The sequence below is a fragment of the Bradyrhizobium sp. S3.12.5 genome, assembly GCF_040548225.1.
GTDB classification, from domain to species: Bacteria; Pseudomonadota; Alphaproteobacteria; order Rhizobiales; family Xanthobacteraceae; genus Bradyrhizobium; species Bradyrhizobium cytisi.
In genome coordinates this window covers 205,511-222,618 of the sequence record NZ_JBEPRF010000011.1, presented here as the reverse complement: position 1 = coordinate 222,618, position 17,108 = coordinate 205,511, and the positions used below count along the sequence as shown (strand labels likewise).

At 63.7% G+C, this 17,108-nt stretch carries 19 protein-coding genes; 16 read left to right on the top strand and 3 right to left on the bottom strand.

The genetic code is table 11. The annotated features are described in order from the left end of the window. Positions 1 to 79 precede the first annotated feature (79 nt). Positions 80 to 448: a GFA family protein gene (locus tag ABIC09_RS18465; protein ID WP_354036066.1), complete on the bottom strand. Its 369-nt coding sequence runs from the start codon at positions 446 to 448 to the stop codon at positions 80 to 82. Between the two features lie 88 nt (positions 449 to 536). Beyond that, the gene (locus ABIC09_RS18460) at positions 537 to 845 is read right to left on the bottom strand and encodes a hypothetical protein (RefSeq protein ID WP_148752926.1); all 309 of its coding nucleotides are present in this window, start codon (positions 843 to 845) and stop codon (positions 537 to 539) included. Positions 846 to 1,024: 179 nt separating this feature from the next. On the opposite strand from ABIC09_RS18460, the gene ABIC09_RS18455 reads away from it, so the two are divergent. The 9 genes from ABIC09_RS18455 (at position 1,025) to ABIC09_RS18415 (ending at position 7,489) form a co-directional block, all read left to right on the top strand. Then, positions 1,025 to 1,765, top strand: a complete 741-nt coding sequence (locus ABIC09_RS18455; protein ID WP_354036065.1) for a FadR/GntR family transcriptional regulator — start codon at positions 1,025 to 1,027, stop codon at positions 1,763 to 1,765. Continuing rightward, on the top strand, positions 1,762 to 2,700 hold the full coding sequence (locus ABIC09_RS18450; protein WP_502917678.1) for an NAD(P)-dependent oxidoreductase: 939 nt from the start codon (positions 1,762 to 1,764) through the stop codon (positions 2,698 to 2,700). Before ABIC09_RS18455 ends, ABIC09_RS18450 begins: the two co-directional genes overlap by 4 nt. Before the next feature lie 10 nt (positions 2,701 to 2,710). Continuing rightward, positions 2,711 to 3,394 (top strand): amino acid ABC transporter permease, encoded by a 684-nt coding sequence (locus ABIC09_RS18445; protein ID WP_354110133.1) that lies wholly within the window; start codon positions 2,711 to 2,713, stop codon positions 3,392 to 3,394. 7 nt (positions 3,395 to 3,401) lie between these two features. Next, positions 3,402 to 4,070, top strand: coding sequence for an amino acid ABC transporter permease (locus ABIC09_RS18440; protein WP_354110132.1), 669 nt, complete (start codon positions 3,402 to 3,404; stop codon positions 4,068 to 4,070). Between the two features lies 1 nt (position 4,071). After that, a complete protein-coding gene (locus ABIC09_RS18435) occupies positions 4,072 to 4,830 on the top strand; it encodes an amino acid ABC transporter ATP-binding protein (RefSeq protein ID WP_354085214.1) in 759 nt (252 codons plus the stop codon). A gap of 20 nt (positions 4,831 to 4,850) precedes the next feature. Continuing rightward, positions 4,851 to 5,645, top strand: coding sequence for a transporter substrate-binding domain-containing protein (locus tag ABIC09_RS18430; RefSeq protein WP_354110131.1), 795 nt, complete (start codon positions 4,851 to 4,853; stop codon positions 5,643 to 5,645). A 67-nt stretch (positions 5,646 to 5,712) separates the two neighbouring features. Continuing rightward, positions 5,713 to 6,159: a ribose 5-phosphate isomerase B gene (rpiB, locus tag ABIC09_RS18425; protein WP_148752919.1), complete on the top strand. Its 447-nt coding sequence runs from the start codon at positions 5,713 to 5,715 to the stop codon at positions 6,157 to 6,159. Between the two features lie 100 nt (positions 6,160 to 6,259). Next, positions 6,260 to 6,985 (top strand): sulfite exporter TauE/SafE family protein, encoded by a 726-nt coding sequence (locus ABIC09_RS18420; protein ID WP_148752918.1) that lies wholly within the window; start codon positions 6,260 to 6,262, stop codon positions 6,983 to 6,985. 36 nt (positions 6,986 to 7,021) lie between these two features. Further along, on the top strand, positions 7,022 to 7,489 hold the full coding sequence (locus ABIC09_RS18415; RefSeq protein ID WP_354085216.1) for a metallophosphoesterase family protein: 468 nt from the start codon (positions 7,022 to 7,024) through the stop codon (positions 7,487 to 7,489). Between the two features lie 35 nt (positions 7,490 to 7,524). Here ABIC09_RS18415 and ABIC09_RS18410 read toward each other — a convergent pair whose 3' ends face one another. Further along, on the bottom strand, positions 7,525 to 8,316 hold the full coding sequence (locus ABIC09_RS18410) for an alpha/beta fold hydrolase (RefSeq protein ID WP_354110130.1): 792 nt from the start codon (positions 8,314 to 8,316) through the stop codon (positions 7,525 to 7,527). A gap of 131 nt (positions 8,317 to 8,447) precedes the next feature. Here ABIC09_RS18410 and ABIC09_RS18405 point away from each other — a divergent pair, with 131 nt between their 5' ends. The 7 genes from ABIC09_RS18405 to ABIC09_RS18375 all read left to right on the top strand — a co-directional run bounded on the left by ABIC09_RS18405 (position 8,448) and on the right by ABIC09_RS18375 (position 17,052). Beyond that, positions 8,448 to 9,359 carry a LysR family transcriptional regulator gene (locus ABIC09_RS18405; RefSeq protein WP_354110129.1) on the top strand — a complete coding sequence of 304 codons (912 nt, stop codon included), beginning with the start codon at positions 8,448 to 8,450 and terminating at the stop codon, positions 9,357 to 9,359. A 345-nt stretch (positions 9,360 to 9,704) separates the two neighbouring features. Further along, positions 9,705 to 11,153, top strand: a complete 1,449-nt coding sequence (gene radA, locus ABIC09_RS18400) for a DNA repair protein RadA (RefSeq protein WP_354110128.1) — start codon at positions 9,705 to 9,707, stop codon at positions 11,151 to 11,153. Positions 11,154 to 11,321: 168 nt separating this feature from the next. Continuing rightward, positions 11,322 to 11,951, top strand: coding sequence for a CvpA family protein (locus ABIC09_RS18395; protein WP_148752913.1), 630 nt, complete (start codon positions 11,322 to 11,324; stop codon positions 11,949 to 11,951). 27 nt (positions 11,952 to 11,978) lie between these two features. Beyond that, entirely contained in the window at positions 11,979 to 13,490 is a 1,512-nt protein-coding gene (gene purF / locus ABIC09_RS18390) for an amidophosphoribosyltransferase (RefSeq protein WP_354085219.1), read from the top strand. A gap of 159 nt (positions 13,491 to 13,649) precedes the next feature. After that, positions 13,650 to 14,393 (top strand): SDR family NAD(P)-dependent oxidoreductase, encoded by a 744-nt coding sequence (locus tag ABIC09_RS18385; RefSeq protein ID WP_354110127.1) that lies wholly within the window; start codon positions 13,650 to 13,652, stop codon positions 14,391 to 14,393. Positions 14,394 to 14,471: 78 nt separating this feature from the next. After that, a complete protein-coding gene (locus ABIC09_RS18380; RefSeq protein ID WP_354110126.1) occupies positions 14,472 to 15,650 on the top strand; it encodes an NHL repeat-containing protein in 1,179 nt (392 codons plus the stop codon). Between the two features lie 163 nt (positions 15,651 to 15,813). Next, positions 15,814 to 17,052 (top strand): ABC transporter substrate-binding protein, encoded by a 1,239-nt coding sequence (locus tag ABIC09_RS18375; protein ID WP_354085221.1) that lies wholly within the window; start codon positions 15,814 to 15,816, stop codon positions 17,050 to 17,052. The last annotated feature ends 56 nt before the right edge of the window (positions 17,053 to 17,108 follow it).

Below are 17,108 nucleotides of genomic sequence, written 5' to 3'. Positions count from 1 at the left end.
CTTGGGCCGGAAACAAATCAGCTTTCCTGGACGGCCTCAAGAGGACGATCGTGCAGGAGCTATGCGCGGGACTGCGCCCTTACCACAGGTTCTTGCCGTCGATCACATTCACCGGCACCGCTTCGAGATCGAAATCGTCGAACAGGCGCGCATTGACGCCGACCTTGGGATTGTCGAAATCGGGCTTGCCCGTCGACCAATCCGGCGATTCCGAGTATGTGCCGCAGCCACAGTTTGCGCAGAAATGATGTTTGACGGTGCGGCTGCCCCAGAGATAGGTCGCCACGTTCTCCGGCGGTGACAGCAGTCGAAATTGCGCCGGCTTGTAATAGGCCCACAGCGCCCCTCGCTTGGCGCAGAGGGAACAGGTGCAACGCGTTACGCTCGATGGCGCCTCTGTCACCTCGAACACCGTCTCACCGCAATGACAGCTTGCCTCGATCGGCATGTCCCGCATCCTCCCTTTGTCAGGAGGTGGTCATAGCCCGCCACTGCTGCCAACATGCTGTCAGCAGCGAGCCGCCCGGCCGAAGGGTCTAGTTTGCGGACAGCCGCTTGGCGTTCGCGGCCACGTGCTCGCGATAGCGCTGGACGACCGAGGCCGGCGTCGCGCCCGCAAGCAGGCTCGCAAACGCTTCGAAAGCGGCAGCGATTTTCTCGCTCACCATCAGCACGGCCTCCTGCCCGGCCGCCTCGTCGCCATGACTGAGCCTCTCGCAGCGCAGCCGCACCACCTCGCTGGCCTCGACCGCAAGCATCGCGCCGGCATACCAGGGAAAGCCGTTGTCGGATCCGCCGAGCACCGCATGGCGGTCGAGGGCGGAGAAGCAATGGTGATCGGGCATCGCGGACCTCAAATTCTTTGAGCGAGCACTCCGATCAATACGCTTCAAATTCTAAGGATCAGGCCGGCGACCCGCTCGCATTGTGGATGCCTGCGACACGCGCGATTAACCAATGCCCTTGACGTCGCGATCTGGTCATCCTACTGGTCTAACCAAGGTCAGCTCAAGACGAGACGGGAATGGAACTCAAGCGGGCCGCCGAAGGCGAAAAGGGCTTCGAGAAGGTGTTTGCCTTCTTGCGGGAGCAACTGCTCGCAGGCTCGCTAAAGCCCGGCGACCGCCTGATCTCCGAACGCGAGCTCGCCAGCCTCCTCGGCGTCAGCCGCCCCATCGTCCGCGAGGCGCTGCGCGCTCTCACCGTGCTCGGCATCGTCGAAATCCGCGACCGCATCGGCACCGTGGTGACACGGCCTGACGTCTCGGTGCTCAACGACTTCTTCACCTTCGCCCTCGCCCAGCAGGCGGACATGGTCGACGACGTCATGCAGGCGCGCGTCGCGATCGAGTGTCAGGCGATCCGGCTCGCCTGCGAGCGCGCCAACATTGCCGATTTCGAGCGCCTCCAGCGCTCGCTTGCGAAGATCGAGGAGACCATCGACGAGGCGGACGCCGGCGGCATGGCCGACTTCGAATTCCATCGTTCCATCGTCCTGTCCTCGCACTCGGAAACGCTGACCGTCCTGCACAATTCGATGGCCGGTCTGCTGACGCATTCGCATCGCAGCCGCCGCGAGCTGGTGCAGGCCTTCCCGTCGATGAAGACTTATCTGATCGACGACCACCGCCGCATCTTCGAAGCAGTCATCGCGCGCGATCCCGAGCGCGCAGATGCAACGCTGCGCAAGCATTTTGCCATCGGCGACGAATACCGGCGGCGCGCCGTCGTCGGCGACATGGACAAGACCAGCGCCTCGCGCTGACCGCGAACAGACCAATCAAGAAACGGACGGGCAACATGGGACGGGATGACAAGGGCAGCGTCGGCTTCATCGGCGTTGGCACGATGGGCCTTGAGATGGTGCGCAACCTGTTGAAGGCCGGGCACACGGTCAGCGCCTTCGATCTCAACGAAGCCGCTGTGGCCGATATCGTCAAGGAAGGCGCGAGCCGCGCGAGAACTCCGGCAGACGCCGCGCAGCGCGCCGACATCGTCATAACGATGCTGCCCGACACGCCTCACGTCGAAGCGACCGTTTACGGCGAGAACGGTCTTTTGAAATCACCACCGCCCGGCAAACTGATCGTCGACATGAGCACGATCTCACCGGTCGCCGTGCGCCGCATCCATGCCGACCTGCAAAAGGTTGGCGTGAGCTTCATCGACGCGCCCGTCTCCGGCGGGCCGCTGGGCGCCAAGAACGCCGCGCTCTCCATCATGGCCGGCGGCGAGGCTGACGCCTTTGCCAAGGCCGAACCGTTCTTCCGCGCGATGGGCACCACCATCACGCATGCCGGCGACAGCGGCGCCGGCCAGACCGTCAAACTCTGCAATCAGCTCATCTGCGGCATCAACATCCAGGCGATCTGCGAAGCGCTCGCGCTCGGGCGCGCCTCGGGCGTCGATCTCGATCTGCTGCGCCGGGTGCTGCTCGGTGGCTCCGCTGCATCCTGGATGCTCGACAAGCTCGGCCCGTCCATGATCGCGGGCGATACCGGCGCCGGCTTTCGCATCGACCTGATGCTGAAGGACCTCCGCCTGGTGCAGGAGCATGCGCAGGCGCTGAACGTCCCCCTGCCCGGCACTGCGCTCGTCACCAGCCAATATGTCGATGCACGCGCGCACGGCGAAGGAAGCAACGGCAACCAGGCGCTGTTTCGCGTCTACGACCGCATGACCAACCAGGTGACGGGTTGACCCGACGACGATGAGCCTCCAATTCGACTTCCCCGCTGTGCTGGAGCGATGGCCGAGCTTGCTCGGCGGTGCCGCGTTGACGCTGGAGCTGGCTTTCTTTGCGACTGTGCTCGGCGCCCTGTTCGGCACGCTCGCAGCCGTCGGCCGCAGCTCGCAGAGCTCGCTGATCGCGGGCGCCTGCAAGGTCTATGTCGAGTCCATCCGCAACACGCCACTGCTGGTGCAGATCTTCCTGGTCTATTTCGGCCTCGCCAGCCTGGGGTTGAAACTTTCGGCCTTCACGGTGGCAGTCGCGGCGCTGACCATCAACGTCGGCGCCTATACCGCCGAGATCATGCGCGCCGGCTTCGAGGCCATCCCGCGCGGGCAGATCGAGGCGGCCGAGGGGCTGGCGCTATCGCGCCTCCAGATCTACTGGCACATCATCCTGCTGCCGGCGATCGAGAAGGTTTATCCGGCCCTCACCAGCCAGTTCGTGCTGTTGATGCTGGCCTCCTCGGTCTGTTCGCAGATCTCGGCCGAAGAACTCACCGCGGTCGCCAACTACATCCAGTCCGACACCTACCGCGCTTTCGAGACCTACATCATCGTCGCCGTGCTCTACATCGCCCTGTCGCTGGTCATGCGCGCGGGTTTCTGGGGTCTCGGGCTCGTGCTGTTTCCGCGCCGGCGCCGGCTCGGCACGCCGCTGTGAGATGACCATGGGCGGACATCTCAACATCAATCATCTGACGTTCCTCGGCCAAGGCGCGCTGTGGACGATTGGTCTATCCGTGATCGCGCTGATCGGCGGCGGCATCGTCGGCTTTGCAATCGCGCTCGCGCGGATATCGCCGCTCAAATCCGTGCGGCTCGCCAGCGCCGTCTATGTCCAGCTGATCCAGGGCACGCCGCTGCTGGTCATCCTGTTCCTCGGCTATTTTGGCCTCGCCGCGATCGGCCTCAAGGTCTCGTCACTCACCGCCGCCGGCGCCTCGCTGACGCTGTATGTCGCCGCCTATCTCGGCGAGATCTGGCGCGGCTGCATCCAGTCCGTGCCGAAGCCGCAATGGGAGGCGGCTGAAGGCCTGGCGCTGAGCCGGACCCAGCGCATGATGAAGGTGATCCTGCCGCAGGCCATCCGCATCGCGACGCCTCCGACCGTCGGATTCATGGTGCAAATCATCAAGAACACCTCGCTCGCCTCCGTCGTCGGCTTCGTCGAGCTGATGCGCTCCGGCCAGATCGTCAACAACTCGCTGTTCGAACCGTTCGCCATCTACGCGATCATCGCCGTCGTCTATTTCGCCATGTGTTATCCCCTGTCGCTGTTCAGCCAGAAGCTCGAACGGCGCATGGGACGTGGCAGGTCCAACCTCGCGCCAGCCTGACATGCAGCAAAACACCCCCTCGCCCGAACCCATCGTGTCGCTCCGCGACGTGCAGAAGAGCTTTGGCCCGCTCCGGGTGCTCGATGGCGTCAGCTTCGCCGTCGAGCGCGGCGAGGTGCTGGCGCTGATCGGCCGCTCCGGCTCCGGCAAGAGCACGGCGCTGCGCTGCATTGATCGCTTTGAAAAGGTCGATGGCGGCGAGATCGTGGTCTGCGGACACCGGGTCGACCGGCCCGACGTCGACCTCCGCGCGCTGCGACAGGACGTCGGCATCGTGTTCCAGAGCTACAATCTGTTTCCGCACCTGACGATCGAGCAGAACATCACGCTTGCGCCTTGCGCGGTGAAGGGCATGGCAACGTCGCAAGCGAAGGACCTCGCGCGCAAGGTGCTGGCGCAGGTCGGGCTCGAAGAGAAGCTGCTCGCTTATCCCGAGCAGCTCTCGGGCGGCCAGCAGCAGCGCGCCGCGATCGCCCGCTCGCTGGCGATGCAGCCGAAGGTCATGCTGTTCGACGAAGTCACCTCCGCGCTCGATCCGGAGCTCACCGCCGAAGTGCTGAGGGTGATCGAGCAGCTCGCGGCCGACGGCATGACCATGGTGATGGTCACCCACGAGATGGGGTTTGCCAAAGGCATCGCCGACCGGATCGTGTTCATGCATCGCGGCAAGGTCCACGAGACCGGACCCGCCTCGATCCTGACGTCGCCGACGACCCCCGAGCTCACGCAATTCGTGGGCACGGGAAACTTAAAATCATAACAGGGAGAGGAGAACTAGGGATGACCAATAAAACATTGCTGGCCGCTGCTGCCGCGCTATGCGGCCTCGTCATGATATCAGCAACGCCCGCATCAGCCGACCTGCTCGACGACATCATGCAGGCCAAGAAGATCCGCATTTCGACGGACGTCGCCATTCCGCCGTCGGGCATGATGGATTCCAGCATGAAGCCGACCGGCTCCGATGTCGAAGTGGCGCAGCTGCTTGCCAAGGACTGGGGGCTCGAGCTCGAATTTGTCCAGACCACGGGCGCGACGCGTATTCCGAACGTCCTGACCGGCAAGGCCGACATCATCATCTCGACCCTGTCGGTGACACCCGAGCGTGCCAAGGTCATCGATTTCACCAAGCGTTACGCCACGCTGCAGTCCGACATTGGCTGCCTGAAGTCGCTGAATATCAAGGACTGGCCCGACCTCAAGGACAAGTCGATCGGCGTTTCGCGCGGCACCACGCAGGACACCACCCTGTCCAACATGAAGGACAAGGAACTCAAAATCGCCCGCTACGACGACGACGCCACCATGGTGACGGCCGCCGTCTCGGGCCAGGTCGACTGCGTCGCCTCGTCCGCGACGATCATCAACCAGATCGGCGTGAAGAACCCCGCGCGCGTGTTCGAGTCCAGGATTCCGCTGGCAACCTTCGATCTCGCCATCGGCCTGAAGAAGGGCGAGCAGCGCCTGATGGACAAGCTCAACGTCTGGATCACCGAGAACGTCAAGAACGGCAAGCTCAACGCGATCTACAAGAAATTCCACGGCGTCGAACTGCCGCCCGACATGCGTAGCTAGGACCAGAAACAGTCGTGACGGCCACTCGCGGCTGTCACGACCTATGCAAAATCAAGAAGGACATCACATGCGTCTCGTCATCGGATCCGACCACGCCGGCTGGCCGCTCAAGCAGACCGTCATCGACCATATCCGCAAGCTTGGCCACGACATCGTCGACATCGGTTCCTACGACGACAAGCCGGTCGACTTCCCCGACATCGCACGCGCGGTAGCACAGAAGGTGACGTCGGGCGAAGCCGCGCGCGGCATCATGGTCTGCGGCACCGGCGTCGGCGCCTCGATCGCAGCCAACAAGATGAAGGGCATCCGCGCCGCGGTCTGCCATGATATCCACTCCGCCCATCAGAGCGTCGAGCACGACGACGTAAACGTGATGTGCATCGGCGCGCAGATCGTCGGGGCATGGCTCGCCGTCGATCTCGTCTCCTCCTACCTGTCCGCGGAATTCTCGACCGACGAGGATTTCCGCCGCCGCGTCGAGAAGCTGCGCGTCATGGACGAACAAGGCTGACGGCCTGCCTGCCATGCGCAAAGCGATCGGTTCCCCCGCCTGACATGGATCGCCCACATCGCTGGCCGCGGCTAAACTCCTCCGATTCGTGGAGAGTCATTTGGCCTTTCTTTTCGTCCTCGCCGTCGGCCTCGTCGCCGGCACCATCTCAGGCATCGTCGGCACGGGCTCGTCGATCATGCTGATGCCGGTGCTGGTCTATGCCTATGGGCCGAAGGAAGCCGTGCCGATCATGGCGGTCGCCTCCGTGATGGCGAATTTTTCGCGGATCCTGGCGTGGTGGCGCGAGGTGGACTGGCGGGCCTGTCTGGCCTATTCGGTCACGGGCATTCCGGCTGCGGTGCTGGGCGCACGGACGCTGCTCGCCCTGCCCTCGCATGCCGTCGATCTCGCCATCGGCATGTTCCTGATCGCGATGGTGCCGGTGCGGCACTGGCTGGCGCGGCACGACCTCAAGGCCAATCTCTGGCATCTCGCGATCGGCGGCGCGATCATCGGCTATCTCACCGGCATCGTGGTCTCGACCGGTCCGCTCAGCGTACCGCTGTTCCTGTTCTACGGCCTTTCCAAAGGCGCCTTTCTCGCGACCGAGGCCGCCGCCTCGCTTGGTCTCTACTTCGCCAAATCCGTGACGTTCGAACGTTTCGGCGCCCTCACGCAGGAGGTCTTCATCAAGGGTCTGGTCGCGGGCTCGTCACTGATGGCCGGCGCTTTCATCGCAAAACGCTTCGTGCTGCACCTGAAGCCCGAGATGTTCCGCCTGGTGATGGACGCGATCATGATCGCAGCCGGACTCTCGATGCTGTGGACCGCTATTCAAACGTGAGGGTTACGCACCCTCGCACTGGAGTTTCGGCCCGAGATGTCGTTGAGGATCGGAGTGATCTCAGACACGCACGGTCTCCTGAGGCCGGAGGCAGAACAATGCCTTGCCGGAGTGTCGCACATCATCCACGCCGGCGATATCGGCGCGCCGGACGTTCTGGAACGGCTCCGGCGAATTGCGCCCGTCACCGCGATTAGAGGAAATGTCGATGTCGGCAACTGGGCGAAGCACTATCCTGAAACCGAAACGCTCCTCCTCGGCGGCCGCTGCTTCTATCTCTTGCACGATCTCAAGGCTCTACAGATCGACCCGGCGGCTCACGACATTGACGCCGTGATTTCCGGTCACTCGCATCGGGTGCAGATCAACAGGATCAACGGAATGCTGTTCTTGAACCCGGGAAGCGCCGGCCCGAGGCGCTTCAAATTGCCGGTCACATTGGCAACGCTCGATCTGGATGACGCCGGCGTTCTGCGGCCTGAGATTCATGACCTCGACAGGTGAGAGCGATGGGGTATAGCCGATGCAAGCTTGGATCATCACCGCGTGGAGCCGCCCAATGAAAGGCAGAAATCCTCGATAATCGAGACCAGGGCATCAGGCGATTCCAGCATCGACAAGTGCCCCGTGCCGGGCAGCTCACGCATGACGGCTCGCGGAACTCGGGAGAGCAATTCTGCTCTTAGCAAGTCGGGGCTATCCACACGGTCCAATTCACCAGCAACCACAATCGTGGGAACGCTGATCGCGCCGACCTGAGCCGTGATGTCTTCCAAGCTGGTGGCTCTCGGCCAGGCAATCTTCGCCGGAGCCGCGCCGCGCAGACTGTCCGTTATCACCTGTTCGCGATCCGCGGCGGAGAGCGGTTTGGCTGTCAACACATTGTCTATGGCCGCCTCCACGGCTTGGCGCGAGGCGTACGACCCAGCCATCATCTCGCGCGCGTCCGCCGGCATCGTCATGGGTTGAGGCGGAGACGGCGCTACGAGAATGAGGCCGGCCAGCCCAGCGGGCCGACGGGATGCCATGAGCTGGGCAACCTTGCCGCCCATGGAATGCCCGATGAGCACATAGCGCTTCAGCTGGAGTGCCTGGATCACTCCTTCGGCATCAGCCGCAAGATCGGCCAAAGCATATCCATCGCTTGGCGGATCGGACTCGCCCCAGCCGCGATGATCGATAGCGACGGTGCGAAAGTGCGGCGCCAGCTTGGCAGTGACGTGCTTCCAGGTGCGGGATGAGCCGCCCCAGTAATGCAAAAACACAAGTGACAGATTGCCGCCGCCGCGCTCTTCAACGTTCAGTTCCAAGCCATTCGAAGCGACTTTCATCGTGATCTCCTTTTTTCCGAGCCAACCGGGGATCGGTCGGACGAGGAACGAAGATAATTGCCGTTGGATCGATCGATAATCGGCCTAATTTTATCGGCACCTGATAATGGGATTATCAGATCGGAGCTTTCATGGATCGGTTCATCAGCATGGCGGTATTCGTCGCCGCGGTCGAAGAGGGCAGTCTTGTAGGTGCTGCCGGGCGCTTCGGCCTGTCGCCTTCAATGGCAGGTAAGCATGTTTCTGCGATCGAGGAGCAATTGAAGGTGCGGCTGCTTCAGCGGAGCACGCGCATGCTGACGCTGACCGACGTGGGACGGTCCTATTACACACGGTGCAAGCACATACTCGAAGAATACGAGGATGCGAATAGGGAGGCTCGGGATGCGCAGCAGACAGTGCGCGGAATGCTGCGCGTTGCCGCACCGACCACCTTCGGAACCATGCATCTCGGCAGCGTTGTGGCGAGCTATCTGGCCGCATATCCCGACGTCGCGGTTGAGACCGTGCTTAGCGACCGCTATGTCGACTTGCTGGCGGATCGTATCGATGTGGCCATTCGCATCGGGCTGTTGGAAGATTCCGATCTTGTGGCCCGACGGCTTGCCCCATGCCGCATGGTATTCTGCGCAGCGCCATCTTTTGTGTCGTGGCACGGCGCGCCGAAAGACGTTGAGCAACTCCGCCAAGCTCCACGACTCGCATTCACTGAAGCTGTTTCAGCCGGCGATTGGACGGTTACAGATCCTTGCGGCAACACTCATGTCATCAACGGCCCGGTGCGGCTGGCCGCGAACAACATGCAAATGCTACTGGCTGCGGCATTGGCGGGAACGGGCGTGGCCTACGGACCCAGCTTCGTGTTCGGAGAGTCTGTCGCCGCGGGAACCCTGCAAGTCTTGATGTCAGACCACAAGACGCCGGAACTGGCGATACATGCCGTCTACCCAACCAAACGGCACGTGTCCTTGAAACTTCGTCGGTTTATCGAGCATCTGAGCGCCAGTTTGGGAGACATGCCACCCTGGGATCTCATGCTTTAGGACCGGAGGTTTCAGACAATCCGATAGGCTCTCCCCAGAGACGCTGTACGCGTAACTGGGTCGAAAGCTGCCCGCCCGGCCTCCCCGTCCCAATGGCCGTCAGAGATTGATCGTCGGCCATATTCGCCCCGGCTCCGGTGTTGCATGAGTTGCGTCGAGGACGGACCACCGATCAGCGACGAGCTCTCCCGCGCCGTGCATTGGCATTGCAAACCAGGACTCCGGATTTGAAGCGGCGTTTCCTAACGCAGGGGGTCCGCAACGCGGATGTCGCAATGAATTGCCCCCTCGCGGCCGGCCGTTCCGTGCTATCAGCAGCCCCGACACCCTCGACTCACCAATCCCATGGCCAAGAACACGCTTTCCTTTGTCTGCCAGAACTGCGGCGCGGCCTATAACCGCTGGCAGGGCAAGTGCGAGTCCTGCGGCGAGTGGAATACGCTGGCCGAGGAGGACGCGACCGGCAGCGTGCCGGTCTCGATCCGCTCCAAGCGCAAGGGTCGCACGTTTGCGCTGGAGAGCCTCGCGGGAAAAAGCCCTGACGCACCGCGCCTGTCCTCGGGCATGACCGAGCTCGACCGCGTCACCGGCGGCGGCTTCGTCCGCGGCTCGGTGCTGCTCGTCGGCGGCGATCCCGGCATTGGCAAGTCGACGTTGCTGACACAAGCGACCAGTCTGATGGCGCGCGCCGGTCACCGCATCGTCTACATCTCCGGCGAAGAAGCCATCGCCCAGGTGCGGCTGCGCGCCGAACGGCTCGGGCTGTCGGATGCGCCCGTGCAGCTCGCGGCCGAGACCTCGGTCGAGGACATCGTCTCGACATTGTCGGAAGGCGCCGTCCCCCGGCTGATCGTCATCGACTCGATCCAGACGATGTGGACCGACACGGTGGAATCGGCGCCCGGCACGGTCACGCAGGTGCGCGCCTCGGCGCAGGCGCTGATTCGGTTCGCCAAGAAGTCCGGCGCGGCGATCATCCTGGTTGGGCACGTCACCAAGGACGGCCAGATCGCCGGCCCTCGCGTCGTCGAGCACATGGTCGATGCCGTGATGTCGTTCGAAGGCGAAGGCTCGCAGCAATTCCGAATCTTACGCGCCGTCAAGAACCGCTTCGGCCCGACCGACGAGATCGGCGTGTTCGAGATGACCGGGCTCGGCCTGCGCGAGGTCACCAACCCCTCCGAGCTGTTCCTGTCCGAGCGTGACCTCGGCACGCCCGGCACCGCAGTCTTCGCGGGCATCGAGGGCACGCGGCCCGTTCTGGTCGAATTGCAGGCGCTGGTGGCCCCGACCTCGCTCGGCACCCCGCGCCGCGCCGTGGTCGGCTGGGATCAGAGCCGGCTCTCGATGGTGCTGGCGGTGCTGGAAGCGCATTGCGGGGTCAAGCTGTCCGGCCACGACGTCTATCTGAACGTCGCGGGCGGCCTGCGCATTCACGAGCCGGCAGCTGATATGGCCGCTGCGGCCGCGCTGGTTTCATCCCTGGTTAATGCGCAGTTACCCACCGATGCCGTTTATTTCGGCGAGATTTCACTCTCCGGCGTCATCCGCCCGGTGGCACAGACCCCGGCCCGGCTCAAGGAAGCGGTCAAGCTCGGCTTCAAACGCGCCGTGCTGCCCGAATCGGCCCGGGGCGCCGAGGCCAGCGGTGACGCGGGGTTGACCCTGAACGCGGTCAACAGCCTGACCACGCTGGTCGCCGAAATCGCCGCCAAGGGCTCCCGCCGCGGCGACTCGAGCCCGCCAGCGGAGAAAAATGCCACACCGGCAAGATTCCGCCGTGGAGAGGGGTAGCTAGAGGTGACGTCAAGCGCCCCCACAGCTATACAGCCGTCACAAAAGCAGCATGGGATTGCGTGGTTGCGGCCTTGCCGGAAGCGCCGTCTGCCCCTCTTTTAGGGCGGCGGCCAAACACCGATTCGCTGAGCATCCTTTGAGAGTACGAGCGGACCAGACCAGCCGATGCCAGTTACACTCCTCGACCTGATCCTGCTCGGTGTGATGCTGATCTCGGGCCTGCTCGCGATGGTTCGCGGCTTCATGCGCGAAATCCTCTCGATCGCAGCCTGGGGCACGGCGGCAATCGTGACTCTGTACTCTTTCTCCAAGCTGCTGCCGACCGCCAAGACCTATTTCAACAACGACACCGTCGCGAGCGTGGTCGTGGTCGCCGGTGTGTTCGTCGGTACCCTGGTCGTCGTCTCCGTGATCACGGTCCGGATCTCCGACATGATCCTGGATTCGCGCATTGGCGCGCTGGATCGCACCCTCGGCTTCCTGTTCGGCCTGGCTCGCGGGCTCTTAATTGTCGTGGTGGCCTTCCTGTTCTTCACCTGGCTGGTGCCGGACAAGCAGCGCCCGGATTGGGTCACGGGGGCCAAATCCCGCGTGGTGCTCCAGGGAACCGGGGATTGGCTGATGTCCCTCTTGCCGGATGACCCCGAGAACACCATCTTGAAGAGATTCAAGAAAAACAAACCAGATGATGATCAAGCTGATACCGAGCAGCAGCCTTCGGGCAGTGGCGACGGATACAGTAAACCTGCTCGTGACAGCATGAAGAAGCTGATCGAGAAACCTGCGGCGCGTTGATTGAGCCAACAGAGAGGCGCGGACGAGATGCGACACCCTGACCAGGACGCCCAACTTGATCTCGATACCGGCCCGGCCGCGCTAGAGCTTCAGGACGACCTGGAGGGAGATACGCTGCGCGAGGAATGCGGCGTCTTCGGCATCTATGGACACCCGGACGCCGCCGCCATCACGGCGCTCGGCCTTCACGCCCTTCAGCACCGCGGCCAGGAAGCCGCCGGCATCGTCTCCTACGACGGCAGCCGCTTTCACTCAGAACGCCGCCTCGGCCTGGTCGGCGACACCTTCTCCCGCCGCGAGGTGATCGACCGCCTGCCCGGCAACATGGCGGTCGGCCATGTCCGTTATTCCACGACGGGCGCAACCATCCTGCGCAACGTGCAGCCGCTGTTCGCCGAGCTCAATGCCGGCGGCCTCGCGGTCGCCCACAACGGCAACCTCACCAACGGCCTGACGCTGCGCCGCGAGCTCGTGATGCACGGCGCGATGATGCAGTCGACCACCGACACCGAGGTGATCCTGCATCTGGTCGCACGCTCCAGGCGCGCCCGCTTCATCGAGCGCTACATCGATGCGCTGCGCGAGATCGAGGGCGCCTACGCGCTGGTCTCGCTCACCAACAAGAAGCTGGTCGGCGCGCGCGACCCGCGCGGCATCCGTCCGCTGGTGCTTGGCGAGCTCGACGGCTGCCCGATCCTGACGTCCGAGACCTGCGCGCTCGACATCATCGGCGCCCGCTTCGTCCGCGACATCGAGGCCGGCGAAGTCATCGTGTTCGACGAGAACGGCCAGGACATCCACAAGCCGTTCCCGCCGATCGCGCCACGTCCCTGCATCTTCGAATACATCTATTTCTCGCGTCCGGATTCCATCGTCCACGGCCGCTCGGTCTACGAGGTGCGCAAGGCCTTTGGCGCGCAGCTCGCGCGCGAAAGCCATGTGCCGATCGACGTCGTCGTGCCGGTGCCGGATTCCGGCGTGCCCGCTGCGATCGGCTACAGCCAGCATTCCGGCGTGCCGTTCGAGCTCGGCATCATCCGCAACCACTATGTCGGCCGCACCTTCATCCAGCCGACGCAGGCGATCCGCGAATCCGGCGTGCGCATGAAGCATTCGGCCAACCGCGCCGCGATCGAAGGCAAGCGCATCATCCTGATCGACGACTCGCTGGTGCGCGGCACCACCTCGAAGAAGATCGTGCGCATGATGCGCGATGCCGGCGCGAAGGAGGTGCATTTCCGCCTCGCCTCGCCGCCGATCCTCTATCCCGATTATTACGGCATCGATCTGCCCGACCGCGGTGGCCTGCTGGCCGCGACGCATTCGCTGGAGGAGATGCGCGAGATCATCGGAGCCGACTCGCTCGCGTTCCTGTCGATCGACGGCATGTACCGCGCCATGGGCGAGCCAGGCCGCGATCCCGCCAATCCGAAGTTCTCGGATCACTGCTTTACCGGCGCCTATCCGACCCACCTCACCGACCAGACCCAGACCGAGCCGCAACCGCGGCAGCTGTCGTTGCTGGCGGAGGCGAGCTGACGGCGAAGGCGTCATCCCGGGGCGTGCGATAGCGCGAACTATGGTGCGCAATTGCGCACCTGAGGATCTCGAGATTCCGGGTTCGGTCCTGCGGACCGCCCCGGAATGACGTCGTGGTGGGGGCTTGTCCCGGCCACCCACGCCTGTAAAACCCCCGCCATGACACTTCCCCTCGCCAACCGCATCGCTCTCGTCACCGGCGCCTCGCGCGGCATCGGTTTTGCCACGGCGCTCGCGCTGGCGAAGGCCGGTGCGCATATCGTTGCAACCGCACGCACCCAGGGCGGGCTCGAGGAGCTCGACGACGAGATCCGCAAGGCAGGCGGCGACGGCGCCACGCTGGTTCCGCTCAACCTCACCGATTCCGACGGCATCGCGCGGCTGGGGGCAGGCCTGCACGAGCGCTATGGCAAGCTCGACATCCTCGTCGGCAATGCCGGCGTGCTCGGTCCCTCCTCGCCGGTCGGCCATATCGAGCTCAAGACGTTCAACGACGTCATGGCCGTCAACGTCTCCGCCAACTTCCAGCTGATCCGCTGCATGGAGCCGCTGCTGAGGCGGTCCGATGCCGGCCGCGCCGTCTTCATCACCTCGGGCGCCGCCAACAAGGCGACCGCCTATGTCAGCCCCTACGCCGCCTCCAAGGCCGCGCTGGAGACGCTGGCGCGCGCCTGGGCGCAGGAGACCGCGAACACGCCCCTGCGCGTCAACCTGTTCAACCCGGGCCCGATCCGCACCCGCATGCGCGCAACCCTGATGCCGGGCGAAGATCCCACGACGCTTGAGACCCCCGAGCAGGTCGCCGCGTTCATCGTCCCGCTGTGCGCGCCCAGCTGGACCGAGACCGGCAAATTCTACGACTACAAGACGCGCAGCCTGATGAGCTTCCGTGCACCGGCCTGATTGACTTGATCACCTCCCCGCGATTGACTGCCCGCGCTCAAGCGGCAGCAAGCCGCAAGCCCAAAAAGGGAGGTTGCCATGGCGCCATGGCATGATCGCGCAGGGCTTCATCGCACGGGGCTTGATCGTGCAGGCCTCAACCATGCGGTTGCACGCGTCTCTCACGCTTTCTCCATCCTGATTGCAGCCATCGCATTGGCGTTTCCGAACGTTGCCAAAGCCGGCGACGTGCCGACCTTCGCGGTCGATGCGTCCTGGCCGAAGCAACTCCCGAACAACTGGATCCTCGGCCAGGTCGGCGGCATTACCGTCGACTGGCAGGGCCATATCTGGATGATCCATCGCCCGCGCTCGCTCACTGACGACGAGAAAGGCGCAAGCCTCAACCCACCTCGTTCGAAGTGCTGCGTCTCGGCGCCGCCCGTGCTCGAATTTGATGCCGACGGCAATCTGCTGCGGTCCTGGGGCGGGCCCGGCACCGGCTATGAATGGGTCGGCCGCGAGCACGGCATCGAGGTCGATCCGGCAGGCTTCGTCTGGATCGGCGGCAATGCCGACAACGACAACGCGATCCTGAAATTCACGCTCGACGGCAAGTTCGTGGCCCAGATCGGCAAGATCGCGCCGAGCCTCGGGAGTAACGACACGACGCAGCTCGGTAAGCCCGCCGAAACCGCGCTCGACAAGGACGCCAACGAAATCTACGTCGCCGACGGCTATGGCAACCGCCGCGTCATCGTGTTCGATGCGACCACGCTCGCCTACAAGCGGCACTGGGGCGCCTACGGCAACAAGCCCGACGACAGCAAGCAGGCAGCCTATGATCCCAAGGCCCCGATCTCGCAGCAATTCGGCAATCCCGTGCACTGCGTGAAGATTGCCAATGACGGCATCGTCTACGTCTGCGACCGCATCAACAACCGCATCCAGGTGTTCAAAAAGGACGGTACTTTCGTCAAGGAGTTCTTCTTCGAGAAGAACACGCTCGGCAACGGCGCGGTGTGGGACATCGCGATCTGGCCCGATCCGAAGCAGACCTGGCTGCTCAGCGCCGATGGCGAGAACAACGAGATCAGGGTGCTCAAGCGCGAGGACGGCAGCGTCGTCGGCAGCTTCGGCCACAATGGGCGCAATGCCGGGCAATTCCACTGGGTGCATGCCATGGCGGTCGATGCCGAGGGTAACGTCTATACCGCCGAGGTCGACACCGGAAAGCGCATCCAGAAATTCAAGCTGACCTCGGACGCGCTCAAATAGCAACGCATTTTGCCCAAAGGTTAACCGACGGATGGCGCCACGACACGGCGTCATCCGGCTTTAGGCGCATTGCCGCCGTCCCCGGGACAGGCTACGGAATCGGCCGGACCAAGGCTTCATCCAAGAGAGCCGTCCGCATATTTGACAATGGAGGAAACCTTTTATGACGACGACGTTCGCGCGCCGCTCTGCGGCCCTTCTTGCCTGCGCCGCTTTCGGTTTTGCCACATCCGCCTACGCCCAGGAAAAAGGACAAGACAAGACCGTCACAATCGGCGTGCTCAACGACATGTCCAGTCTCTACGCCGACATCGGCGGTCCGGGCTCCGTGCTGGCCGTCAACATGGCGGTGGAGGATTCCGGTCTCCGCGCCAAAGGCTGGAAGATCGAGGTCCTCAGCGGCGATCACCAGAACAAGCCGGACATCGGGGTCAACATCGCGCGGCAGTGGATCGACACCCAGAAGGTCGACATGATCACCGACACGCCGAACTCCGGCGTGGCGCTGGCAGTCAGCAACGTCGCCAAGGAAAAGAACGCGGTCCTGCTCAACAATGGCGGCGCCAGCGCCGACCTCACCGGCAAGGCCTGCAACGCCAACACCATCTCCTACACCTATGACACCTACATGCTCGCCAACGGCACCGGCAAGGCGCTGACCAAGGCCGGTGGCGATAGCTGGTTCTTCCTGACCGCCGACTATGCCTTCGGCGCCGCGCTAGAGCGCGACACCAGCGCGGTCGTGACCGCAAACGGCGGCAAGGTGCTCGGCGGCGTCAAGCACCCGCTCAACACCTCGGACTTCTCGTCCTTCCTGCTCCAGGCGCAGAACTCCAAGGCGAAGATCGTCGGGCTTGCCAACGCCGGCGGCGACACCACCAACGCGATCAAGCAGGCGGCCGAGTTCGGCATCGTCGAAGGCGGCCAGAAGCTCGCAGCGCTGCTGCTCTTCATCAACGACGTCCACTCGCTCGGCCTCAAGACCGCGCACGGCCTGACCTTCACCGAATCCTTCTACTGGGATCTGAATGACAACACCCGCACCTGGTCCAAGCGCTTCCAGGAAAAGACCGCCAACAAGGCGATGCCGTCGATGACGCAGGCGGGCAACTATGCCGGCGTGATACATTACCTCAAGGCGCTCGAGGCGCTCGGCGGCAATCCGCACGACGGCGTCAAGGTCGTCGCCAAGATGAAGGAAATCCCGACCGACGATCCGCTATTCGGCAAGGGCCCGCTGCGCGAGGACGGCCGCCGTATCATCCCGGCCTATCTGTTCGAGGTGAAGAAGCCCGAGGAGTCGAAGGGACCGTGGGACTATTACAAGTTGGTCGCGAACATCCCGGCCGAAGATGCCGCCAGGCCGCTCAAGGACAGCGAGTGTCCGCTGGTGAAGAAGTGACCGCGTAGCGGTCATCCCCGGGGCGATGCGCAGCAGCGAACCCGGGATCTCGCACG